Genomic DNA, 24,358 nt, shown 5'->3' on the forward strand with positions numbered 1-24,358 from the left:
CTTAATGATAAGAACGCACGCACGAGGAGTCCAAGACCGCTTGCTTATGCTTGTATAGGTTTTTGCTTATAGTGTGGCGTCTTTCAGCGGCGCGGGCAGGCACTCAAGAAAAGCTCGCAGATGCGGCGACGCGTCGTCGGTACGGAAAGTGGCCGCGAGCGTTGAACGATACGACGAGCCTGGGCCCGTCAGATGACGGAACGCGACATCGGTGCGCCCGTGGCGCGCCACCGATTCGCCGACGAACGTCACGCCGAGGCCCGCCGCCACCAGCGCGATCGCCGTCTGGATTTCGTAAGCTTCGTGCGCGACGAACGGGGTGACACCCGCATCCCGATAGAGCGACTGCACCGAGCGTTTGAACTGCGCGTTCTGATGTTTAGGATACAGAATCAATGGAATATCGGCGAGATCCTGGATCCGCACGCTCTTGCGCTGCGCCAGCGGGTGACCGGCTTCGAGCGCGACCATGACGCGCTCGCGCAGCAATGAATAGGACGTGCAGCCTTCCACCGTCAACGGCTGCCTGCCGATGCCGATGTGAATGCGCATGTCGCGCAGCGCATCGGTCTGCTCCTCGGTGAGCATCTCGAAGAGCTTGAGTTCGACCTGCGGGAACGCTTTGTGAAACGCCTTGAGCGCGGGCGGCAACACGCTGTACATCGACGAGCGCGTGAAGCCGATGCTCAGCCAGCCCCGCCGGCCGACGCCGATTTGCTGGGCGGCGAGCGCGGCCTGGTCCAGCGAGTTGAGTATCTGACGCGCTTCGGTGCGCAGGTAGTGGCCGGCTTCGGTCAGGATCAGCGGACGTCTCGCGCGGTCGACCAGTTGTGTGCCGAGCCGCTCTTCGAGCGAGCGGATCTGCTGGCTCAGCGCGGGTTGCGCGATATGCAGGCGCTCGGCGGCGCGGCTGAAATTGAGTTCCTCCGCGAGAATCACGAAGCATTGTAAGGCCCTGAGGTTCATTTCGGTGGTCCTGATCTCCAGAAGGAAAAGCATAGCCGATTGCCCGCGCAGCGATAACCACGAGTGATCGCAGTATCGAAACAATTCATTGGTCAATTATCGCCGGGGTCCAGATAATGTCCGCACAAAACTGAGCGCCGCGTTCGCCTGAGCCCGGGTAGGCGCATCAGCCAGCCCGCGCCCGGGTCAGCCGGGTAGCGAGGTGAAAATACGGAGGAGACAATGTTTCAACGACCCAAAGTCAGCCGGACGATTCTCGCGATCATGTGCGCGATGTCGTTCATCATGTATCTCGATCGCGTCAACCTCTCGGCCGCGGCCGGTCTGATCCGTGACGACCTGCATCTGAGCAACACCCACGTGGGTCTCGTGTTCGCGGCCTTCGCGTATACGTACGCCATCTGCCAGGTGATCGGCGGCTGGGTCAGCGACCGGTTCGGCGCGAAGCTCACGCTCGTCACCTGCGCAAGCATCTGGATCGTCGCGACGGTCGCCACCGGTCTCGCGGGCGGCATCGTGTCGCTGTTCTGCGCGCGCATGCTGCTCGGCATTGGCGAAGGGGCAGCTTTGCCGGCCCAGGCCCGCGCGTTGACCAACTGGTTTCCGTCCAGCAAACGCGGCTTCGTGCAAGGGCTCACGCATTCGTTTTCACGGCTCGGCAATGCGGTCACACCGCCGTTCGTCGCGTTGCTGGTCGCGTATTCGTCGTGGCGTGCGTCGTTCCTCGTGGTCGGCGCGTTGACATTCGTGTGGGTCGTGGTCTACGCATGGTATTTCACCGACAACCCGCGCAAGCATCGCCATATGACCGCGCAGGAAGAAGCGCAGTTGCCGCCGGCCGGCAAGGTGGTGGTCGAGAAAACGCGCGAGCCGACACCGTGGCGGCGCTTGCTCAAACGCATCGGGCCGACCATGCTGGTGTACTTCTGCTATGGATGGACCGGCTGGCTCTTCTTCACCTGGCTGCCGACCTTCTTCATGCACGGCCGCGGTCTCGACCTGAAAAGCTCGGCGATGTTTTCGGCCGGCGTGTTTCTTTCCGGCGTGGTCGGCAATACGGCGGGCGGCGTGCTCAGCGACCGCGTGCTCAAGCGCACCCGCAATGTCGTGGCGGCGCGGCGCAACGTGATCATCGGAGCCTTTCTCGGCGCGCTGGTGTTTCTCGCTCCCGTGATGGTGGTGAAGTCGTTGCCGGTGATGGCGGCCTGCATGAGCCTGTCGTTCTTCTTCCTCGAAATGACGATCGGACCGATCTGGGCCGTGCCGATGGACATCACGCCGAAGCACGTGGGTGTGGCAAGCGGGTTGGTGAATGCGGGCTCGGCCGTGGCGGGGATTTTCACGCCGATCGTGTTCGGCCTCGTGGTGGATCGCACGGGCAGCTGGACGCTGCCGTTCGCCGGTTCGCTCGGCCTGCTCGCGGTGGGTATCGTCGCGACCTTCTTCATGCGGCCGGATATTCCGCTCGACGCTGCGGCCGTATCGGCGGATGTCGGCAATGGCGGCGAGCTCGAGTTCGCCGAGCGTTCGGCCCGTTGAACCCGCTCGCCGACGCGCGGCTCACGCCGCGCGAATCGAATCGATCACCAGTTGCGTGGCCGGCGTGATGCGCCGGTTCTTGCGCAAAATCAACCCGTAGGGCGCGAGCCGTCCGCGCAGCGGCGTGGACACCGCGGCAATCGCTTCGAGCGCGACGTAGTACTGCGCGACCGAACTGGGCAATACCGCAAGCATGTCCGAGTCGCGCAGCAAGGACAACGTGGTCAGGATCGACGAGGTCTCGACGGTGCTGACCGGCGGCGCAACCCGCGACTCACGGAAGGTCTGGTCGATGACCTGGCGCATCGGACTCGGATGCGGCTGAATGATCCACGGATAGAGCGCAAGCTCCGCCAGCTTCGGCCGCGCGCTGGCCCGCGCGGCCGGATGATCCGGGCGCACGACGATCGACAACGCCTCTTCCGACAAGGTCTCGAAGCTCAGGTCGAGCGCCGGAAAGCCATCCGGAATCCGGCCGATCACGATATCCAGCTGGTCCTGCTGCAACGACTGCACGAGCACGTCGCTGGTGTCTATCGTCACCGCCATCTGCAGGCGCGGATGCGCTTCCTTCAACTTGACGATGGTGTGCGTGAGCAATTCGGGCGACGGCGCCATCACTGCGCCGATGCGCACCTTGCCGATGTCGCCGGCCTCGATGCCGGCCAGCTCTTCACGCAACTCGTCGAGATCTTCGAACACCACGCGTGCATAGCGCATCACCGCCTCGCCGAACACGGTCGGCTCCATGCCGCGCGCGTGCCGCACGAACAGCGATACGCCGATCGTGTCTTCGAGTTCCTGCAAGGCTTTGGTGGCCGCGGGCTGGGTCATCGCCAGGTCGTCGGCGGCGCGCCGCAATGATTCGGTCTCCGAGAGCGCGACCATCAGTTGCAGATGACGCAGACGCAGACGTTTGCGAATGGTGGAAGCGGGCGCGATCATGTGAGCGATAACTCCAGGGAATCAGCTGATTCGATTTATTCAGTGGTCAGTTATTGGATAGTTTCGCACACTAGCGGCTATCGAACGACAGGCGGATCGCACTTTCCGGCGCGTCGATCAAAAAATCCAGGAGACGAAGCATGACGACGACCGCCGGCGCGGCGCTAGACAGCGCGATTGCGAAAGCGCGCACGAGACTGTTGCCCTTTCTTGTTCTGATGTACGTGCTGGCGTTCATCGACCGCGCGAACGTCGGCTTTGCGAAGAACGTGCTGCAAGCCGACACGGGCTTGAGCGACGCGGCATTCGCGTTCGGCGCGGGCATCTTTTTCGTCGGCTACGCCGTGTTCGAAGTGCCGAGCAATCTGCTGATGTACCGCTTCGGCGCGCGCGTGTGGATGAGCCGCATCATGGTCACGTGGGGCATCGTGTCCGCATGTACCGCGCTGGTCCACGACGCGACGAGCTTCTACCTGCTGCGCACGCTGCTCGGCATCGCCGAAGCGGGTTTCTTCCCCGGCATCATTCTGTTCCTGTCCAACTGGTTTCCGGCCAAAACGCGCTCGCAGACGATGGGCGTGTTCTATTTCGGCTTCCCCCTCGCGCTGCTGCTCGGCAGCCCGGTCTCGGGTGTGCTGCTCGACACGGGCAATCCGTTCGGCATGCAGCCTTGGCAGTGGCTGTTCGTCGTCGAAGGTCTCGCGGCGTCGGTGGTGGGTGTCGTCGCGTACTTCTATCTGACCGACCGGCCCGCCAAAGCCGCCTGGCTCGACGCCACGCAGCGTGAAGCGCTGGACCGCGCGTTGCGCGAGGAGGACGAGCACAAGCTCGCGCATGGTCCGGCTTCGGTGCTCGCCGCGTTGCGCGACTCGCGCGTGCTGTTCTGCGCATTGATCTACTTCGCGGTTCAGATGAGCGTGTATGGCGTGGTGTTCTATCTGCCGACGCGCATCGCCGGACTCACGGGCGGCCACGTCGGCACCAAGGTGGGTCTGCTGACCGCCATTCCATGGATCGCGGCGATTATCGGCACTTTCTGCGTGACTCGCTTTGCGGATCGCCACGGCCATCATCGGACCTGGGCGGCGGCGATGCTCGCGCTCGCGGCGCTCGGCATCGCCGCGAGCGCGCTCACCTCATCGGTCACGCTGGCGCTCGCTGCATTCTGCGTCGCCGCGATCGGCTTCGTCTCCGTGCAGCCGCTCTTCTGGACGCTGCCGACCGGTTATCTCGGCGGCGCCGCAGCCGCCGGCGGGATCGCGCTGATCAATTCGATCGGCAATCTCGGCGGCTTCGTCGCGCCCAATCTGAAGGGCCTGGCCGAGCACCTGACCGGCTCGCCGCAAGCGGGGATGCTGTCGCTGTCGGCGGTCGGTCTGATCGGCGCGGCGTTGCTGCTCACGTTCCGGCGCGCTGCCCGCACATCCACGTCTGTCTCGCATCGTCCCGTCCCGCTCGGCGAACGCCCGGGCCATTAACTCTGTTTCAAGGAATCATCGACCATGAAAATCAAGCATATCCGCACGCGCGTCTTTGAATGGAAAGGCAAGGTCGTGCCGCCGCAGGCGCATTTCTGCACGAACGCGGTGGACATTCTTTACGAGCGCGGCGATGCGATGGGCTCATTCCGTTTCCACGGCTGGCTGGTGGTGGAAATCGAATGCGACGACGGCACGGTCGGCATCGGCAATTGCGCGCTCGCGCCGCGTATCGCCAAGCAGATCATCGACGAATATCTCGCGCCGATCGCGATCGGCGAAGACCCGTTCGACAACGAGTACATCTGGCAGAAGATGTATCGCCGCACGCTCGCGTGGGGCCGCAAGGGCATCGGCATGGCGGCGATCTCGGCGATCGACATCGCGCTGTGGGACATCATGGGCAAGGCGGTCAAGAAGCCGGTGTTCAAACTGCTCGGCGGCCGCACCAAGGAAAAGATCTGGTGCTACGCGTCGAAGCTCTACAACAACGACGACCGCGATGCGTTCCTCGGCGAGGCGCAGGGCTATCTGGAAGACGGCTTCACCGCGATGAAGATGCGCTTCGGCTACGGTCCGAAGGATGGCCCGAAGGGCATGGCGAAGAATCTCGAACAGGTGCGCCTGTTGCGCGAGCTGGTCGGTGACGAGGTCGACATCATGCTCGAATGCTATATGGGCTGGACGCTCGAATACGCCCGCCGGATGCTGCCGCGTCTGGCCGAATTCAATCCGCGCTGGATCGAAGAGCCGGTGATCGGCGACGACGTCGAGGGTTATCAGGAGCTGAAGAAGATGAACATCATCCCCGTTTCCGGCGGCGAGCATGAGTTCACCAGCTACGGCTTCAAGGATCTGCTCGAACGCCGCGCGCTCGACGTGATCCAGTACGACACGAACCGGGTCGGCGGCATCACGGCGGCGCGCAAGATCAACGCGATGGCCGAAGCCTGGTCGGTGCCGGTGATTCCGCACGCCGGGCAGATGCACAACTACCATCTGACGATGGCGAGCACCGCGAGCCCGATGTCCGAGTTCTTCCCGGTGTTCGACGTGGAAGTGGGCAACGAACTGTTCTACTACATCTTCGAAGGCGAGCCGCGTCCCGAGAAAGGCTACCTGCAACTTTCCGACGACACGCCGGGCCTCGGCATCACGCTGAGCGACAAGCATCTCGCCGATTTCAACATTATCGAGTAACACGTATCGCCACCCGGGCCGCCGTCCGGCGACAGGCAGGAGACAGCCATGCAGACGCATCTCGAAGCACGCGAGCCGCCGCCCAATCCGGCGCTCGACCACACGCTTGCGCAGCGGGCGAGCAGCGTGCGCTGGCGGATTTTCGGCGTCGTGTTTCTGATCACGCTGATCAATCTGGTCGACCGGATCTCGCTGTCGATCGCGATGCCGACCATCGCCCGTGAGTTCGCACTGTCGCCATCGATGCAGGGGCTCATTCTGAGCAGCTTCTTCTGGTCGTATGCGCTGTTGCAGATTCCGGGCGGCTGGCTGATCGACCGCTTCGGTCCGCGCCGGGTGGTGGCGGGCGCCACGCTGCTGTGGGGTGTGTTCCAGACCTTGCTGGGCGTCGCGTCGGGCGGTCTTTCCCTGTTGTTGTTGCGCGTGGGTCTCGGCGGTGCGGAAGCGCCGCTGTTTCCCGCGGGCAGCAAGCTCAACGCGTTGTGGCTGTCGCGACATGAGCGTGCGCGCGGCGCGGTGCTGATGGATGCGGGCTCGCCGCTCGGCGCCGCGATCGGCGGCCTCGCGATCTCCAACCTGATTCTCGCGTTCGGCTCGTGGCGCATGGCGTTCATCGTGGCAGGGTTGACGACGATTGCCTGCGGCTGGCTCGCCTGGCATTATCTTCGCGACAATCCCGCGCGGCATCCGGGCGTGAATGCGGCGGAGCTGGAGCACATTTGCGAGAGCGGCGCGTCGCTCGCGAGCGCCGCGTTGCAAGGCGGGACCGGCGCGAAGCTGCCGCTGCGCTCGACGCTCGCGATGTGCGTCGGCCGCATGAGCTGGGCGATGATCTTCTTCGGCCTGCTCACGTGGGGGCCAAGCTATCTGACGCAGGCGCGCGGTCTGAGCTTGCAGCAGATCGGCACATCGACGTTCTTCATCTTTCTGTGTGGCGCGCTCGGCTCGCTGGCAGGGGGCTTTCTGTGCGACGCGTTGTGCCATCGCGGCTGGCCGCGCGGCAAGGTCGTGAAGGGGATGATCGTCGTGTCCGGCCTGACGACGCTCGCCGTGCTGGCCGCGTTGCCGGAGATCTCGTCGGCGCTCGAGGCCGTCGCCGTGCTGTGTGTCGCGGCATTCTTCCTGATGTGGGGAAGCCTCTACTGGAGTCTGCCGTCTCTGCTTGCGCCGCCGCGCCGCGTCGGACTGCTCGGCGCGCTGATGAATTGCGCGGGCAGCGTCGGCGGTATTTCGATTCCGCTGATCACGGGCTTCGTGCTGCAACGCACCGGTTCGTTCGACGTGGTCCTGCATTTTTACAGCGCGTGCGCGCTGGTTTATATCATCGGCTCGGTCGCGATCGATCTGCGCCGTACCTTTTGAATTCGCATTGCCTGATGCATCGACTCACAACAGGATTAGCAACATGAAACCACGCATTGCAGTGCTTCTCGGCGACCCGGCCGGCATCGGCCCCGAACTGATCGCGCGTTTGCTCGCGCGGGCAGATAACCGCGCGCGCGCCGAGCTTCTGATCATCGCCGACCGGCGCGAGCTGGAGACCGGGATGGAGATCGCGGATCAGCGCTTCGAGTACCAGGTCGTCGACAACGCGGACGCCGCGTTTCGGCAAAGAGGGGTGCCGTCGCTGATCGATTTCCGCTTGCCCGATGACCACCCTTATGAGCGTGCGACGTCTACAGAGCGCGGCGGCCGCTATAGCCTTGAAGCGTTCAAAGAGGCGCTCGCGCTCACGCAAAACAACGTCACGCAGGGCATGCTGTTCGCGCCGGTCAACAAGACCTCGCTACATATGGCCGGCATGGAAACCGGCGACGAAATGGAATGGTTCGCCCGGCAACTCGACTACACGGGCAGCTTCTGCGAGTTCAACGTGCTCGACGAACTGTGGACCTCGCGCGTCACGTCGCATATCGCGCTGAAGGATGTCAGCGAGAAATTGTCGGAGCAGCGGATCGTCGGCGCGGTGCAACTGATTCACGACGGCCTGAAGCGCGCCGGCAACCCGGCGCCGCGCATCGCGGTGTGCGGCTTCAATCCGCACAACGGCGACAACGGTGCGTTCGGACGCGAAGAGATCGACGTGATCGCGCCTGCTGTCGAAGCGGCGTGCAAGCTCGGCTACGACGCGCAGGGACCGTTCCCCGCCGACACGATCTTCGTGCGGGCGCGCGACCAGAAGGCGTTCGACGGCGTGGTCACGATGTATCACGATCAAGGTCAGATCGCGATGAAGCTGATGGGATTCTGGCGCGGCGTCACCGTGCACGGCGGCTTGCCGATCCCGATCGCGACGCCCGCGCACGGCACCGCGTTCGACATCCACGGGCGGGGCCAGGCCGACGTCGGCGCGACCCAGAAGGCGTTCGACATCGTCACGCGGATGGCGATGGACCGCGTGGGCTGAACGCATGACGAGCGCCATCGACACGATGCGCGAGCGCTTCCTCGCGAGCGGTGACGACGCCGATCTGCCTATCGTCGACGCGCATCATCACTTCTGGGACCTGACGCATAACTATCATCCGTGGCTATGCGACCGGCCGCGCATTGCGTTCCGCTACGGCGACTACGAAGCGATCTGCCGCGACTTCCTGCCCGACGACTACTTCGCACTGGCCGCGCCGCACAAGGTGGTCGGCACCGTGATGATGGAAGGCGAGTGGGACCCGCGCGATCCGAGCGGCGAAGCGCGCTGGGCCACGGCGCTGAACGAACGTTGTGGTTTCCCGAATGCCGTCGTCGGACAGATCTGGCTCGACCGCGCGGACGTGGCGCTCGTGTTGCGCGAGTTCCACTCGACGCCGCTCGTGCGCAGCGTGCGCCACAAGCCGAAGGCGGTGCCGCGCGAAGCGCATACCGCGTCGTTCGCAGCGCCGGGTTCGATGCGTTGCGACCGCTGGCGCGAAGGCTATGCGCTGCTTGCGCAAACGGATCTGATGTTCGAGCTGCAGACGCCGTGGTGGCACTTTGCCGAAGCGGCGGAACTGGCGCGCGATTTTCCCGGCGTGACGATGATCGTCAACCATACCGGCTTGCCCGCCGATCGCAGCGACGCAGGTTTGCGCGGTTGGCGCGACGCGCTGGCCATGCTGGCCGGGTGCCCCAACGTGCATCTGAAGATTTCGGGAATCGGCGAGCCGGGTGTACGCTGGAGCGTGGAACGCAACGGGCCGATCGTGCGCGATGCGCTGACTATCTTCGGCATCGAGCGTTGCATGTTGGCGAGCAACTTCCCGGTGGACAGCGTGGTCGTGTCGCTCGACGCACTGTTTTCAGGCTTCAAACAGATGGTCGCCGGGCGCTTGCCGCGCGAGCGCCTCGCGCTCTTTCACGACAACGCGGTTGCGCTTTATCGTCTGTAAGTCTGTAGTCCGATGAGGAGATCCGTATGCAACTGACCGACTTCGATACGTTGACTTTCGACTGCTATGGGACTTTGATCGATTGGGAGAGCGGCATGTTCGAAGGCTTGCGGCCGCTGCTGGAACGCGTCGACCCGCCGCTCACGCGTGACCTGGTGCTCGAAGCCCATGCGCGGCATGAGTCGTCGCAGCAGAAGTACACGCCGCATCTGCGTTACCAGGAACTGCTGCCTATCGTCTACAAGCGTCTCGCCGAAGAATGGCGGGTGCCGTACACGCTCGCGGACTGTGCTGCGTATGGCAAGTCCATCCGCAACTGGCCTGCGTTCGACGACTCGGCGCAGGCCTTGCACTACCTGAAGCAGCACTACAAGCTTGTCATTCTGTCGAACGTCGATAACGAAAGCTTCAGCCATAGCAACGCAAAGCTGCAAGTGGAATTCGACGCGATCATCACGGCCGAAGATGTCGGTTCATACAAGCCGTCGCCGCGCAATTTCGAGTACATGCTGGAGAAGCTCGGCGAGCGGGGCATCGGCAAGGAAAAGATCCTGCACACCGCCGAGAGCCTCTTTCACGATCACAAGCCCGCGAACGAATTCGGTCTTGCGTCGTGCTGGATTTATCGCCGGCACGCGAAGCAGGGCTTTGGCGCGACGATGAATCCGGGCTCGCAGCCCAAGTTCGACTTCCGGTTCAACAGCATGGCCGATCTCGTGACGGCGCATCAGGTCGCGTTGCAGCGGAAGTGACGCGGCGCATCGAGATCGATAAGCGTCAGCGCCCCCGCCGCGGCCCCGTCGATGCGCGCACGATCAGTTCAGGCAACGGCCCGAGCACCATCGACGGCTGCTGCTCGGGCGTCTGGATCAAGCGGATCAGACTCTCGATCGATAACTCCGCGACCGCCGCCGTCTGGATCGCCACCGTCGTGAGGGCAGGGTGCACCTGATGCGCGAGTTGAATGTCGGTGATGCCGATCACCGACACATCGTCCGGCACCGCGCGGCCAAGCGTGATCAACGCCTGCGCAGCGCCGATCGCGAGCAGGTCGTTGGTCGCGAAGATCGCGCTCAGGTGCGGCCGGTTCGCCATCAACTGCATGCACGCGGCGTAGCCGGCGTCGATCGAGTCGCGAATCTGCAGCACGGCTGCGGCATCCGCTTCGATGCCGGCCGCGCGCATCGCCGCGCGAAAGCCGTTCGAGCGCGCATCCTGCAAGCCGCCGCAACCGTCACCGATCAACAGACCAATCTCGCGATGGCCGAGTTCGAGCAGATGCCGCGCGGCCAACTCGCCCGCATGCGCGAAGTCCACCGCGATGCACGGCAGCGCGGGCGGCGACTCCGGGTGCTCCCACATCGCCAGCAAAATCGGCGCGCTATGCGTGGCCGATGCGCACAGATCGTTGATCGTGATGTCCGTGTTCATCACGAGCACGCCGTCGGCCAATGTGCCCGCGATCTGGTTCAGATACGCGCGGCCAATCTCGGCGTCGTCGTCGGTATTGCAAACCATCAGGAAGTGGCCGGTTTTGCGCGCGGCGCGCTCGGCGGCCAGCACGAACTCGGGGTAGAACGGGTTCGAGATGTTCGACAACATCAGCGCGAGTGTCGACGACCGTCCCTCGGCCAAGGCGCGCGCGTTCAGATTGGGCCGGTAGCCGAGATCGGCGATCGCCTGCAGCACGCGTTCGGCCGTTTCCGGGCGGACTTTCTCGCGATTGCGCAGCACGTTGGAGACGGTGGCGGCGGTAACGTGCGCGCGCTTCGCCACTTCGGACAGCGTGACCATTTTCGAGTTATCCCATATTTAGGGAATGCGATTCAAATGTTGCAAGCCATCTGCGACATTGATAAGTTTCTGGAAAACACAGCGGAGACACCCACCATGACTGTTCCCTTCAAACTCGAATTTAAGCGATTAAATGCCTGCCGCACAAGGGCTGGCCGTTTATTTTTGCAAAAAATTTAAGCGGTTAAATCCAACGGAGGCAGCATGGCGACCATTCGTCTCGCGGATGTACAGAAGTCATATGGTGATCATCCGCCGGTGATCCGGCGCGTCAATCTGGAGATCGCTCAGCACGAGTTCTGCGTCTTTCTGGGGCCGTCGGGCTGCGGCAAGTCCACCTTGCTGCGGATGATCGCGGGTCTCGAAGATTTGAGCGAGGGCGAGCTGCACATCGGCGGACGGCTCGTCAACGACGTGCCCTCCGCTCAGCGCGGCGTGGCGATGGTGTTCCAGAGCTACGCGCTGTTCCCGCACATGACCGTGTTCGACAACATGGCGTTCGGCCTGAAGCTCGCGAAGCAGCCGAAGGACGTGATCGAGCTCAAGGTGCGCGAAGCCGCGCGCATCCTGCAACTGGAGAGCTTGCTGGAGCGCCATCCGAAAGCGCTGTCGGGCGGGCAGCGGCAGCGTGTCGCGATTGGACGGGCCATCGTGCGCGAGCCGGGCGTGTTCCTGTTCGACGAACCGCTGTCGAATCTCGACGCCGCGCTGCGCGGGCAAACGCGCGTCGAAATCGCGCGTCTGCATCAGCGCTTTGCGAATGCGAGCGTGGTCTACGTGACCCACGACCAGGTCGAAGCGATGACGCTCGCCGACCGTATCGTGCTGCTGCACGCCGGCGCGGACGCCGAGCGCTACGGCAGCATCGCGCAGACCGGCGCGCCGCTCGAGCTGTATCACCATCCGAAGTCGCGCTTCGTGGCGGGCTTCATCGGCTCGCCGCGAATGAACTTCATCGACGCGACGGTCGAATCGATCGAGCCTGGCAGCGTGACGGTGTCGCTCGCGCAAAGCGGCGAGAAGCTGACTGCCCACGTCGACGGCCAGCGCCTGCAGCGCGGCCAGCCGGTCACGCTCGGCGTGCGGCCGGAGCATTTGCGGCTCGACGGCGACGAGCAGTTCGTCCAGTGCACGACGGTGCTCTCGGAGCGCCTCGGCGAGCACAGCTATATTCACGCGGACCACGCGAGCGGCACGCTGATCGCAAAGGCGCCCGGCGATACGCCGATCGGCTCGGGCGAGCGCATCCGCATTCACGTTCCGCCGTCCGCATGCCATCTGTTCGACGCGCAAGGTATCGCCTTGCGGCGGAGCATGTTCGAACCCGAACGCGTGGCCGCCTGAAAGCAGTCAGGTGCCGGACGAGGCGCCGCCGGGTTCACCAAACCGAATTCCGCCACAGAGCGGGTTACTTCGCTGGCAGCCACTCGCTGTCAGTCAACAAGGTAGTTAAGGAGACACAAGATGATTGCTCTTCGCCTTCGCCGTCTTGCCCAGGTGTCGATAGCCGCCGCCGTGGTGGCCGGCGCGCTAGCCAGCGTCACGGCCGACGCCGCCACGCTCAATGTCAACGTGTCGGCGCGCGGCAATCAGCGCTCGACCTGGCAGGACGCGTTCGACAAGTTCAAGAAAGCCAATCCCGATGTCGATCTCAAGGTGACCTACATCACCGAAGAGGCATACAAGGTGCAGATGGGCGGCTGGCTCGCCACCGATCCGCCGGATGTCGTGTCGTGGCACGACGGCGAACGGATGGCCTATTACGCGCAACGCGGCCTGCTCGAAGACCTGTCGTCCGACTGGGCGAAGAACGGCTGGTCACAGCAGTATGCGTCGGTCAAGGAAGCATCGACGTATAAGGGCAAGCAGTACGCCGCGCCGCTCGGCTACGACGCGTATGGCTTCTTCTATCGCAAGGACCTGTTCGAGAAGGCCGGCATCAAGAGCGAGCCGAAAACCTGGGATGAGTTTCTCGAAGCCAACAAGAAGCTCAAGGCAATCGGCGTCGCGCCGATCGCCGTGGCCGCGCGCGACAGCTGGACGCTCGCCGCATGGTTCGACTATCTGAATCTGCGCATCAACGGCAACGCATTCCATCAGAAGCTGATGGCGGGCGAGGTTCCGTACACCGATCCGCGCGTGAAGAAGGTCTACACCACGTGGAAGACGCTGATCGAGAATCACGACTATATCGACAACGCGCTCTCGTACGATCTCGATTCGATCGCGCCGTTCCTCGTGAACGGCAAGGCCGCGATGATGCTGATGGGCACGTTCTTCTCGGCGAGCATTCCGCCGTCCCTCAAGGATCAGATCGGCTTCTTCCGCTTCCCGGTGATCGACGCCAATGTGCCGATGGCCGAGGACGGTCCGGTCAACGTGCTGCTGATTCCGGCCAAGGCGAAGAACAAGGCCGACGCGCGCAAGCTGCTCGCCTTCATGGAACAGCCGCAGATCAACGCCGATCTCGCGAAGGGCTGGGGTCAGCTGCCGTCGAACAGCAAGGCCGCCGAGCCTGAAGACGCGATCTCGAAGGTCGGCTTCCAGACGCTCGCGAGTACGCAGGGCGGCATCGCGCAGTTCTACGACCGCGACATGCAGAAGGAAATGGCCGACGAAGGCATGAAGGCCATGCAGCAGTTCTACAGCGATCCGTCGCAACTCGACGCCGTGCTCGCCCGCCTCGAAGCGACGAGGAAGCGCATCTACCAGAAGTAAGTCCCGCAACGCCGGCCGCGTAGTCGCGGCGGCCGGCGCTCGCCTTCGAATTCCGACGAGGCTCGATCCATGTCTCATTCCGCAGCGCGCCGCCTACCCGCGGCCCGGCACCGTCACGTCTCGACCACGCGGCGTCATCAGCACCGCGCCGCGTTTTTCTTTCTTCTGCCGGGCTGTGCGTTGTTCTGTCTGTGCGTGATCTACCCGATCATCAGCAGCATCTCGCTCAGTTTCTACAACTGGGATGGGATGACGCCGAAGACCTTCGCCGGTCTTTCCAACTACGTCGAGCTGTTTCATTCAGACACGTTCTACACGGCGCTGAAGAACAACCTGATCTGGCTCGCGCTGTTCCTGCTGGCGCCGCCGCTCGGCCTGCTGTTCGCGTTGTATCTGAACCAGCATATGCGAGGCATGCGTGTCGTGAAGTCGCTGTTCTTCGCGCCTTTCGTGCTGTCGGGCGTGGTGGTCGGTCTCGTGTTCAGCTGGTTCTATGACCCGAGCTTCGGGTTGCTGCGGCTGATCGTCGGTCGCGGCATTCCGGTGCTCGGCGATCCGCGCACGGTGACGCTCGGCATCATCTTCGCCGCGCTGTGGCCGCAAACGCCGTTCTGCATGGTGCTGTATCTGACCGGCCTCACGGGCATCAATCCCGAGGTGGTCGAGGCGGCGCGCATGGAAGGGGCGAAGGGCCTGCGACTGCTGTGGCACGTGATCCTGCCGCAATTGCGGCCCGCCACCTTCATGGCCGTGGTGCTGACCGTGATCGGCGCGCTGCGCAGTTTCGATCTGATCGCGGTGATGAGCGGCGGCGGTCCGTTCGACAGCTCCACCGTGCTCGCCTATTACATGTACGACCAGGCCATCAAGTACTACCGCGAAGGTTATTCCGCCGCGATTGCGGTCGTGCTGTTCGCCATCATGCTCGTCTACATCGTGTTCCATTTGCGCCGCATGCTGCGCGAAGAACGCTGATTGCCCAGGAGTTACGTGTCATGTATCCGCTTCCCGTCGAACGCTGGAAACCGCTCAATCGCACGCTCTACAAAGCGTCGTTGCCGCTCGCCTTGCTGATCTGGCTGCTGCCGATGCTCGCCGTGCTCGTCACGTCGATCCGCTCGTCGGACGAGCTTTCGCGAGGCGACTACTGGACGTGGCCGAAGCATTTCGCGCTGCTCGAAAACTACGGCACCGCGCTCACGCAAACGCCGATGCTGCATTACTTCGCCAACAGCGTGCTGATCACGGTGCCTTCGGTGATCGGCGCGATCGTGCTGGCATCGATGGCCGGCTTCGCATTGGCCACTTACCGTTTCCCCGGCAATACGGCGGTGTTGTTCGCTTTCGTCGCCGGCAATTTCGTGCCGATCCAGATCCTGATGATTCCGGTGCGCGACATGGCGTTGAAGTTTGGTCTGTTCAACACCGTGTGGGCGCTGGTGATTTTCCATGTGTCGTTCCAGACCGGTTTTTGCACGCTATTTCTGCGCAACTTCATCAAGCAGTTGCCGTTCGAGATGATCGAAGCGGCGCGCGTGGAAGGGGCGAGCGAATGGACCGTCTATCTGCGTATCGTGCTGCCGCTGATCCGCCCCGCGCTCGCCGCGCTCGGCATCCTGGTGTTCACCTTCGTGTGGAACGACTACTTCTGGGCGCTGTGCCTCACACAGGGCGACGAGGCCGCGCCGATCACCGTGGGCGTCGCCGCGCTCAAGGGGCAATGGACGACCGCGTGGAATCTGGTCGCGGCGGGCTCGGTGCTGGCCGCGCTGCCTTCCGTGCTGATGTTCTTCGCGATGCAGAGGCACTTCGTCGCCGGCCTGACCTTCGGTGCAAGCAAAGGCTGAGCACCTGGCCGACGTCAACTGGTCAACCGGTCAACTCGTCAACTCACAACGAGACTTTCTCATGCAACTTGGTGTCTGTTACTACCCGGAACAATGGCCCCGCACGATGTGGGCCGACGATGCGAAGCGTATGGTCGAACTCGGCATCACGCACGTGCGGATCGCCGAATTCGCGTGGAGCCGGATGGAGCCGCGCGCGGGCGTTTTCGCTTGGCAATGGCTCGACGAAGCGGTCGAAACGCTCGCGGCAGCGGGCCTGAAGCTGGTGCTCGGCACGCCGACCGCGTCGCCGCCGAAGTGGCTGATCGACGCGCACCCGGACGTGTTGCCGGTGCGTGCCGACGGCACGCGCTGGAATTTCGGCTCGCGTCGCCACTACGACATTTCGAGCGACACATACCGGCGCGAATGCGTGCGGATCGTCGCCGCGATGGCGCAGCGTTACGGGCGGCATCCGTCGATCGTCGCGTGGCAGACCGATAATGAACTCGGCTGTCACGAGACCGTGCCGAGCTATTCGGCTGCGGCGCTCAAGCGCTTTCACGCATGGCTGCAACGGCGCTATGAAACCGTCGCGTCGCTGAACGACGTGTGGGGCAACGTGTTCTGGAGCATGGAGTATCCGTCGTTCGACGCGATCGGCTTGCCGAACCTCACGCCGACCGACGCCAATCCGATCCATCTGCTCGACTTCCGCCGCTTCATGTCCGATGAGGTGGCGAGCTTTCACCGTGAACAGATCGAAGTGCTGCGCGAGCACGCGCCGGCGGCGGATCTGCTCCACAACTTCATGGGCTTCTTCACGACCTTCGATCACTACCGTTTCGCCGAAAACAATGCGCTCGACGTGGCGGCGTGGGACAGCTATCCGATCGCGCGTACCGAGTCGATTGCGCTGCCTGAAGAGCAGAAGGCACGTTTCGCTCGCACCGCGCATCCCGACGTGTCCGCGTTCGACCACGACCGCTATCGGGCGATCGGTGCGGGACGCTTCTGGGTGATGGAACAGCAGGCCGGTCCGGTCAACTGGGCGCCGTGGAATCCGGTGCCCGCGAAGGGCATGGTCCGGCTGTGGGCTTACGAAGCATTCGCGCACGGCGCGGAACTGGTGTCGTATTTCCGCTGGCGCCAGTGTCCGTATGCGCAGGAACAGATGCACTCCGGCCTCAACCTGCCGAACAACGAACTGTCGCCCGGCGGTCTCGAAGTGCAGCAGGCGGCGCGCGAGATCGCGAACTCCGCAGCGCTGTCGACGCTCGGCGCGCCTGTGCGCGCGGCGACGGCGCTTGTGTTCGACTACGAGACGCAATGGATGTTCGAGATCCAGCGTCATGGCAAGACCTTCGACTACCAGACGCTCGCGTTCGACTACTACGAAGCGTTGCGCGAACTCGGGCTCGATGTGGATATCGTGTCGAGCCGCGCGGACCTTTGCGCGTATCGCCTCGTGGTCGTGCCGAGCATCGCGGTGATCGACGATGCGCTCGTCGATCAGATCGAACGCAGCAGCGCGCAATGGGTCTTCGGTCCGCGCAGCGGCTCCAAAACGGACGCGTTCGCGATTCCCGGCAATTTGCCGCCGGGCGCGTTGCAGCGCGTGCTGCCGATGCAGGTGCTCGAAGCCGAGTCGCTGCGGCCGACGCTCGCGCCCGCGCTGTCGATCGACGGCACGCAGGGCGCGGCCATGCATTGGCGCGAGCATGTACGCGCCAACGGCGAGACGCGCGTTACCGCGCAATTCGACGACGCGTGGCCGGCGCTTCTCACGCACGGCAAGCTTCGCTACGTCGCGGGCTGGCTGTCTCACGCGTTGCATCGCACGGTGTTGCAGCAGGCGGCGAGCGACGCCGGTATCGACGCGCAACTGCTGGCCGACGGCTTGCGCATTCGCCGGCGCGGCGGGCTGACCTTCGCGTTCAACTTCGGTCCGCAGACGGTGCAAGCGCCAGCGCCCGCTCACGCGAGTTTCGTGCTCGGCGAGCCGCGCCTGAATACCGGCGATGTCTGCGTGTGGCAAGACGCTTGAAACCGCAAAGAGAGTGCAGTCGGAAGTAGAAAACCGGAGGGTGAAACACAGGCGCTTCAAACCGGACCAGGCGGCCGTTGCCAGAGCCGCCATTAATCGATGGAGGATGACGGATGAACCGAAGAGAAATGCTGGGATGGCTGGCCTCTGCCGCTGCAGCGGGCGTCGGCACGACGGTGGGCCTGCCCGCCGTCGCGGGGGAGCGGGAATCCGCAGCGCGTGGCGGCCGCTTTGCGATGGGCGCGGACGTGTCGACGCTGCTCGAACTCGAAGCGAACGGCGCGAAGTTCTACGAGCACGGCGAGCGGCTCGACTGTCTGCGGATTCTGAAGGACCATGGCGTCGACTCGATTCGTATCAAGGTCTGGAACGATCCTGGGAATCCGAACTATTTTCCTGCCAATCAGAGCCCCGCGGCCGGTTACAACAATGCCGAACATGCTCGCGTGCTGGCGCGCCGTGCTGCCGCGCTCGGCATGCGCGTGCTGATCGACTTCCACTACAGCGACTGGTGGGCCGATCCGGGCAAGCAGTATCCGCCCCACGAGTGGGCCGGCAAGGACATCACGCAGACCTGCGCGCTGCTGTCCGAGTACACGTCGAATGTGCTGAAGATGCTCAAGCGCGACGGCGTTCATCCGGAGTGGGTGCAGATCGGCAACGAAATCACCGGCGGCATGCTGTGGCCGCTCGGCAAGTACGACCAGTTAGACAATCTCGCGCTGCTGTTGAAGGCGGGGCATGACGCGGTCAAATCCGTCGACGAGCGCATCAAGGTGATGCTGCATATCGACAGCGGCGGCAACAACGCGACGAGTCGCTGGTGGTTCGACAGCGCCACGCAGCGCGGCGTCACGTTCGATGTGATCGGGCTGTCCTACTATCCGCAGTGGCAAGGCTCGCTGAGCGATCTGCAGAACAACGCGAACGATCTGGCGACGCGCTACGACAAGGACGTGATCGTGGTCGAGACCGCGTATCCGTGGACGACCAGCGACGGCGATTCGGAACCCAACTCGATGACCAACGTGGGCACCGCGACCTATCCGCAGACGCCGGCCGGCCAGGCGCAGTTTCTTGGCGCGGTGACGAATGTCGTGAAGGCGATTCCCGATGGACACGGCAAGGGTGTGTTCTGGTGGGAGCCGGAATGGATTCCGACGCCGAACGTGGGATGGAAAGTCGGCGCCGGCGATCAGTGGGACAACAACACGCTGTTCGATTTTCGCGGCAACGCGCTGCCGTCGCTGGACGCATTTCGCAAACGCTAGTGCCGGCACTGGCAGCGCAATTTGCGCACGGCGATTGCGAGTGCATGTGTCTCGTTCAACGCGGCGGGGCGGTCGAGCCCGCCGCGTTGACAGCAGGCATCACTGCGCGGGTGCCTGCTCGTGCTTCTGCTTCACACACGCGGACGTGAACGCCATGCTGGCCTGATCGGGCGTCATATGCGGCGCGTCCGGGCTGAAGATCTTCTCGATGATCGCGTCGACCGTTTGCCGGTCGGCTGGATCCTTGTAGTACCGCGCTGCCTGGTCGAGCGCCTGGGCCTTGGTCTTTTTGTGCGCGCGCCACGAAGCGACCTGGCCGGCAATATCGCCGATCGCAAAACATTGATCGCTGACTGTCTGTGCAACGGCCTGAGCGGCCGGTTGCGCGAGGCACGCCGCCAGCAGCGCGGATACGACTACGCGTTTCATTACCGGAATCCTGACTTGAGATGAGCGACGGTGCGGCGATGGCGGCATCCACCATCGCGGCATCGGCACGGGCAAACAACCGCGTAGTTTATCGGGAAGTGACGTGTGCCGTTTTTTACCCGCTCACGCGTGGGCGGCGCAAATGAAAAAGCCGCCCGTTGCGGCGGCTCCGAAGAATCAATGGACCATCTAGCTTGCCCTTTGACGGGCGGCGCCGGCGCGGCGTCGAAACCGACACCGAAGCCAGCGCCCGCGCACCCGCTCAATGCCCGAACGACTCCGTCTTCGCGCCAGTCGTCGCCGCCACATGCGGGCGTGCCGCCTGCTTGATCAGCAGGGCCACGCACGAAAGCAGGCCCGCCACCGCAACCGTCGCGAAGATGCCGCCGAACGTGAAGTGGCGGCGCGTCAGTTCGGCCACGAGGAACGAACCCGCGATCCCGCCGAAGCGCCCGATGCCGAGCATCCATGCCACGCCCGTGCCGCGGCCCTCGGTCGGGTAGAACGCGGCGGCGAGCGCCGGCATCGACGATTGCGCGGTGTTCATCAACACGCCCGCGACGAACACGATGAACACCAGCGCGCCCACGTTGCCGGCCGCCTGGCCGATGAAATACACGCTCACCGCGGTCAGCGCATAGCAGGCCGCGATGATCCGGTTCGCGTTGAAGCGGTCCATCAGCACGCCGCACAGCACCGCGCCGACGCCGCCGAGCGGGAACAGCGCGGAAATCAGCGTGGCGCGTTGCGGCGTCAGGCCTGCGTCCTTCAGCAGGATCGGCATCCAGTTGATCGACGCGTAGAAGATCACGAGGCCCATGAAGTAGGCCACCCAAAGCATCACCGAGCCGACGATGTACGAACGCGACAGCACGACGGCCAAGCCCTTGCCGCCGGTTTGCGGTGCGCTTTCGGTCATCGTGAAGGCGTTGGCGTGCACCGCGTCACCCGAAATGCGCGCGAGCGCCGTGCGAATCCGCTCGGTCGGCTTGCGGTTCGCCACCATGTAGCGGACCGACTCCGGCATTTGCGACAGCAGCAGGATCAACAGCAGCAGCGGCGTGATGCCGCCGAGCAGCAGCACGCTGCGCCAGCCGAAATGCGGAATCATCCACGCGGCGAGAAAGCCGCCGAACGCCGCGCCGAGCGGAAAGCCGCAGAACATCAGGTTGATCAGGGTCGCGCGGCGGCGGTCCGGGCAATACTCGCCCATCATCGTCACGGCGTTCGGCATGGCCGCGCCGAGGCCGACGCCCGTGACGAAGCGCAGGATGGTCAATTGCTCGATGCCGGTCGAGAAGGCCGAGGCGAGGCACATCGCGCCGAACAGCAGCACCGAGCCGATCAGCATCAAGCGTCGGCCGAGACGGTCCGACAGCGGGCCCGAAACGAGCGCCCCGCACGCGAGGCCGAACAGCGCCGCGCTCAGCACCGGAGCGAGCGCCGGCTTGGAGATGCCCCATTCGCCGATCAGCGAAGGCGCAATGAAGCCGATCGCGGCGGTGTCAAAACCGTCCAGCAGGACGATCACGAAGCACATGAAAAAAATCAGCCACTGGAACGGCGAAAAGGGATGTTCGTTGATGAAGGTTTGAACGTTCACAGCGGTGCTGCGGCTCATGATGGTCTCCTGATTGCAAAAGCGCTTTGAGACGCGCCTTTCCTTTATTACGATCGTACGCTGTTTGGAAGCAGTACACGATGCCTGCGTCCGCTGCGAACCGGCTGTGTGGACGACGGCGGCGCACCTTGCCGGGCGTATCTTGCCGTCGATGCGCTGCCATGCCATGTGACGCATGAAGGCCGGTACGCTCCGACGGTGAATGGTACCTGGACAGCCCGGCTGCCAGCCCCGCGCCGGATTCGCGATGCCATGTGCCCTCGTGGCGCGTGTCGCGGTGGCCGGGGCGGGCCGGTCGGGCAGCAGCGCGGCCAACCGCCGCGAAGTCGGGACGCCTTGGCCGTCGATCCGGTCTATAACGTGTTTGTTCGTATATAGAACTGTGATTCTTTGTCCGAACATCGAACTGTAAGTAATCCGATAGCATCGGGTCAACGCGGGATTACCCGACACTATCTACCGGGGTAGCCAACGACCCAGGCGAGCGCCGTTTCACAGCGTCCAGCACGCGAATGGCTTCCGGCATGACTTCGACGCCGATGCCGTCGCCGGGAATGACCGCGATCCGATATTTCCTCGACGCGTTGTGCTCTTCCGTTGGGAGGTTCGGCTGTTCAAAGACGCTTATTCTATTCCTGCTGCTGCGCATAAAATGACAGCTTTTGTTAAGCGACTGTGCACGATTTGTGTACAACGAAGGACCTATGAACGCCGTGCCGTCACCCGATCTCAACGATTTGCGCGCTTTTTGCCAAGTGGCGCGCAAGTCCAGTTTCAGCGCGGCGGCGGAGGCCCTGTCGGTGTCCGCGGCCTATGTCAGCAAGCGGATCAGTGTGCTCGAGACTGTGCGTCACGCATGTCAGTACGCGGCGCGGCGCTTGCGCGCGCATGCATCCACAACAGCCGGACGCCCCACACGTTCAACCAACGCGCTTCGCCGTCCGCGGACAGCGCAGCTCACGTAACCGCTGCGCGTCGAAACGCATCACTCACACCAGCCTAACGCCCCGCGTTCAACTTCCGCCACAACGTCGTCTTGCTGATGCCGAGTGCGTCGCAGACCGCATCGCGATCGCCGTCGTGGGCCGCGAGCGCCGCGCGGATCTGATCGGCTTCCACGTGGCGGCTGCGCTCGCGCAGCGTCAGCGCGGCCGGCTTCGCCGCGCGTGCATGGGCCTCCACGACTTCAGGCGCAACGTCGCGCAGCATCTCACGCGTGAGGACAGTCACGCCTTCGTGCGGCGCGTCAGCATCGATGTCCGCGTCAGCGAGTTCGACAGCAATCCGCTCGATCACATTCTGTAATTCACGCACATTGCCCGGCCACGCATAACGTCGCAACGACGCGCCAAGTCCAATCAGCACCCGTTCGGCGGCGGCCGCATCGGGCACGCGCGCCGCGAGCCTCGGTTCACGCGCCGCGGCTTGCCGCAGCAATTCGACGGCGAGCGGCAACAGATCGTCGGGACGTTCGCGCAACGGCGGCAGCACGATGCTCAGAATGTTCAACCGGTAGTAGAGATCGGCGCGAAAGCTACCCGCTTCGATGCCCTCGGTCAGCGCGCGATGCGTGGCCGCGACGACCCGGATATCGACGCGCGTCGGCTCCGTCGAACCGAGCCGCACCACCTCGCGTTCCTGTAGCACACGCAACAGCCGGCTCTGCAACGACAGCGGCATTTCGCCGATTTCATCGAGAAACAGCGTGCCGCGGTGCGCGACTTCGATCAGCCCCGCCTTGCCGCCCTTGCGTGCACCGGTGAACGCGCCTTCCTCGTAGCCGAACAGCTCGCTCTCCAGCAGCGCCTCGGGAAACGCACCGCAATTGATCGCGACGAATGCGAAGTCGCGCCGCGCGCTCAACTGATGCATGCTCTGCGCGACCATCTCCTTGCCGGTGCCGCTTTCGCCGAGAATCAGCACGGTTGCATCCGACCTCGCGTAGCGCTGCACGAGCGAGCGCACCCGTTCGATCGACGCCGATGCGCCGACGATATCCTCGAGCCGGTAGCGCGCGGCGAACTGTTGCACACGCTGGCGCGCGCGCAACGTGCGATCGAGTCGCTCGACGGCGCGCGATTCCTGAAACGTCAGCACGGTGCCCGCCGCCGCGCTGCTGCTGGCAAGCGGCCCGCGATGCACGACGTAACTCGCGCCGCGGACCGTGCAGAAGCTATCGCCGTCCGCGTCCGGCAGGCTGCCGGCGAGATCGGGCGCAAGGTCGAGCAGCGCGCGCCCGGCGGCTTTGGCCGCGTCGATGCCGAGCACGCTGGCTAGACGCTGGTTCATCACTTCGACACACCCTTGCGCGTCGAGCGCGACGACGCCGTCGCGCAGATGCTGCAGCAGATTGTCGAGCCGCTGACGGCGCACGGTTTCGCGACGGGTCGCCTGCGCGACTTCGAGCGCGGTGTCGAAAGCGGCGCGCACCGACGCGCGCGAATAGAGAAACACCGCGCCCATCCCGGCGTTCGCGGCGAGGTCGGTGACGAGTCCGGGGCCGACCACCACGTCGACGCCGCGATCGCTCAGGTCGAGCACGACGCCTTCCGCATCCTGCGCGGACTGATACGACGCGAAGGTGACGTCGAGCGCGTAGGCGGCCGCGAAGCGCCGCACTTCTTCAGGCGTGTCGCCGTGCGTGACGAGCGCGACGCGCGCGCCGTCGCGCCGCGCGCGGCCGAGCGCATGCATCACGTCGAAACCGGTCGGGTTGATCCGCACGACCGGGACCGTCACGCGCGTTTTCAGATACGCGCCGTTGGAGCCGCCGGCAATCACGACGTCGGGACGGGCCGCGCCCGCGGCCTCGATCTCTCGCACGGCATCTTCGAAACCGTGCGAGACGATGCGCAGGTCCGCGCGTTCCACGTATTCGCCGGCGATGTCGAAAAACAGATCGCGCAGGCGGCTGATGCTGAGCGCCCAGATGCGCGGGCGCGGGGACGGTTCGAACAGAGGTGTGTTCAAGGCGGGCGGCTCGCGGCAGGCTTGGAAAGTCCAGCCATTATGCGCGCATTGATTTCCAATTTGAAATTGGAGTTTCATTTATGAAATGAGACGAAACAAGGGCGGCGCGGCTGACTCCTGCCAAATCAGGTACTTAGCGGGAAGTGACCGGGCTGGCCCGTTCTTTGCGTTTAAGGAGCCGGTCAAATA

Annotated in this window: 19 protein-coding genes and 2 pseudogenes; 14 read left to right on the forward strand and 7 right to left on the reverse strand. The window is 64.0% G+C overall.

From position 1 onward, the window contains the following. Positions 1-66 precede the first annotated feature (66 nt). Positions 67-966 carry a LysR family transcriptional regulator gene (locus FVF58_RS25425; protein ID WP_149672589.1) on the reverse strand — a complete coding sequence of 300 codons (900 nt, stop codon included), beginning with the start codon at positions 964-966 and terminating at the stop codon, positions 67-69. 222 nt (positions 967-1,188) lie between these two features. Between FVF58_RS25425 and FVF58_RS25430 the strand changes: the two genes are divergently transcribed. Continuing rightward, on the forward strand, positions 1,189-2,505 hold the full coding sequence (locus tag FVF58_RS25430; protein WP_246217198.1) for an MFS transporter: 1,317 nt from the start codon (positions 1,189-1,191) through the stop codon (positions 2,503-2,505). A 21-nt stretch (positions 2,506-2,526) separates the two neighbouring features. Here the strand turns inward: FVF58_RS25430 and FVF58_RS25435 are convergent, their stop codons facing one another. Continuing rightward, entirely contained in the window at positions 2,527-3,450 is a 924-nt protein-coding gene (locus tag FVF58_RS25435; RefSeq protein ID WP_149672590.1) for a LysR family transcriptional regulator, read from the reverse strand. A gap of 140 nt (positions 3,451-3,590) precedes the next feature. Here FVF58_RS25435 and FVF58_RS25440 point away from each other — a divergent pair, with 140 nt between their 5' ends. Genes FVF58_RS25440 through FVF58_RS25465 form a run of 6 tightly spaced genes read left to right on the forward strand, consistent with a single transcriptional unit; the run spans position 3,591 to position 10,245 of the window. Then, the gene (locus FVF58_RS25440; protein WP_149672591.1) at positions 3,591-4,928 is read left to right on the forward strand and encodes an MFS transporter; all 1,338 of its coding nucleotides are present in this window, start codon (positions 3,591-3,593) and stop codon (positions 4,926-4,928) included. 24 nt (positions 4,929-4,952) lie between these two features. Continuing rightward, a complete protein-coding gene (locus FVF58_RS25445) occupies positions 4,953-6,128 on the forward strand; it encodes an L-rhamnonate dehydratase (protein WP_149672592.1) in 1,176 nt (391 codons plus the stop codon). 48 nt (positions 6,129-6,176) lie between these two features. After that, the gene (locus tag FVF58_RS25450; RefSeq protein ID WP_149672593.1) at positions 6,177-7,490 is read left to right on the forward strand and encodes an MFS transporter; all 1,314 of its coding nucleotides are present in this window, start codon (positions 6,177-6,179) and stop codon (positions 7,488-7,490) included. Between the two features lie 43 nt (positions 7,491-7,533). Then, a complete protein-coding gene (locus FVF58_RS25455; protein ID WP_188130927.1) occupies positions 7,534-8,535 on the forward strand; it encodes a 4-hydroxythreonine-4-phosphate dehydrogenase PdxA in 1,002 nt (333 codons plus the stop codon). Between the two features lie 4 nt (positions 8,536-8,539). Continuing rightward, positions 8,540-9,493, forward strand: a complete 954-nt coding sequence (locus tag FVF58_RS25460) for an amidohydrolase family protein (protein ID WP_149672594.1) — start codon at positions 8,540-8,542, stop codon at positions 9,491-9,493. Positions 9,494-9,519: 26 nt separating this feature from the next. Beyond that, on the forward strand, positions 9,520-10,245 hold the full coding sequence (locus FVF58_RS25465) for a haloacid dehalogenase type II (RefSeq protein ID WP_149672595.1): 726 nt from the start codon (positions 9,520-9,522) through the stop codon (positions 10,243-10,245). Between the two features lie 25 nt (positions 10,246-10,270). On the opposite strand, the gene FVF58_RS25470 is transcribed toward FVF58_RS25465, so the two are convergent. Then, positions 10,271-11,287, reverse strand: a complete 1,017-nt coding sequence (locus FVF58_RS25470; protein ID WP_149672596.1) for a LacI family DNA-binding transcriptional regulator — start codon at positions 11,285-11,287, stop codon at positions 10,271-10,273. A 204-nt stretch (positions 11,288-11,491) separates the two neighbouring features. Here FVF58_RS25470 and FVF58_RS25475 point away from each other — a divergent pair, with 204 nt between their 5' ends. The 6 genes from FVF58_RS25475 (at position 11,492) to FVF58_RS25500 (ending at position 19,149) form a co-directional block, all read left to right on the forward strand. Then, a complete protein-coding gene (locus FVF58_RS25475) occupies positions 11,492-12,631 on the forward strand; it encodes an ABC transporter ATP-binding protein (RefSeq protein WP_149672597.1) in 1,140 nt (379 codons plus the stop codon). A gap of 120 nt (positions 12,632-12,751) precedes the next feature. After that, the gene (locus FVF58_RS25480) at positions 12,752-14,005 is read left to right on the forward strand and encodes an ABC transporter substrate-binding protein (protein ID WP_149672598.1); all 1,254 of its coding nucleotides are present in this window, start codon (positions 12,752-12,754) and stop codon (positions 14,003-14,005) included. A gap of 69 nt (positions 14,006-14,074) precedes the next feature. Then, the gene (locus FVF58_RS25485; protein ID WP_149672599.1) at positions 14,075-14,980 is read left to right on the forward strand and encodes a carbohydrate ABC transporter permease; all 906 of its coding nucleotides are present in this window, start codon (positions 14,075-14,077) and stop codon (positions 14,978-14,980) included. A 20-nt stretch (positions 14,981-15,000) separates the two neighbouring features. Then, a complete protein-coding gene (locus FVF58_RS25490; protein ID WP_149672600.1) occupies positions 15,001-15,852 on the forward strand; it encodes a carbohydrate ABC transporter permease in 852 nt (283 codons plus the stop codon). Between the two features lie 61 nt (positions 15,853-15,913). Beyond that, positions 15,914-17,878, forward strand: a complete 1,965-nt coding sequence (locus FVF58_RS25495; protein WP_149672601.1) for a beta-galactosidase — start codon at positions 15,914-15,916, stop codon at positions 17,876-17,878. A 113-nt stretch (positions 17,879-17,991) separates the two neighbouring features. Next, positions 17,992-19,149 carry a glycoside hydrolase family 53 protein gene (locus FVF58_RS25500; protein WP_149672602.1) on the forward strand — a complete coding sequence of 386 codons (1,158 nt, stop codon included), beginning with the start codon at positions 17,992-17,994 and terminating at the stop codon, positions 19,147-19,149. 99 nt (positions 19,150-19,248) lie between these two features. On the opposite strand, the gene FVF58_RS25505 is transcribed toward FVF58_RS25500, so the two are convergent. The 3 genes and pseudogenes from FVF58_RS25505 to FVF58_RS53010 form a co-directional block, all read right to left on the reverse strand. After that, complete coding sequence (locus tag FVF58_RS25505; protein WP_149672603.1) at positions 19,249-19,578, reverse strand: hypothetical protein; 330 nt, start codon at positions 19,576-19,578, stop codon at positions 19,249-19,251. Between the two features lie 262 nt (positions 19,579-19,840). Then, positions 19,841-21,199 (reverse strand): MFS transporter, encoded by a 1,359-nt coding sequence (locus tag FVF58_RS25510; protein WP_149672604.1) that lies wholly within the window; start codon positions 21,197-21,199, stop codon positions 19,841-19,843. A gap of 484 nt (positions 21,200-21,683) precedes the next feature. After that, a pseudogene (locus FVF58_RS53010) lies at positions 21,684-21,848 on the reverse strand (tartrate dehydrogenase); the annotation flags it as partial. A gap of 55 nt (positions 21,849-21,903) precedes the next feature. Between FVF58_RS53010 and FVF58_RS25520 the strand changes: the two are divergent. Continuing rightward, a pseudogene (locus FVF58_RS25520) lies at positions 21,904-22,107 on the forward strand (helix-turn-helix domain-containing protein); the annotation flags it as partial. A 91-nt stretch (positions 22,108-22,198) separates the two neighbouring features. On the opposite strand, the gene prpR reads toward FVF58_RS25520, so the two are convergent. Beyond that, the gene (prpR, locus tag FVF58_RS25525; RefSeq protein WP_149672605.1) at positions 22,199-24,169 is read right to left on the reverse strand and encodes a propionate catabolism operon regulatory protein PrpR; all 1,971 of its coding nucleotides are present in this window, start codon (positions 24,167-24,169) and stop codon (positions 22,199-22,201) included. Between the last annotated feature and the right edge of the window lie 189 nt (positions 24,170-24,358).

Source organism: Paraburkholderia panacisoli (assembly GCF_008369935.1).
GTDB lineage: Bacteria > Pseudomonadota > Gammaproteobacteria > Burkholderiales > Burkholderiaceae > Paraburkholderia > Paraburkholderia panacisoli.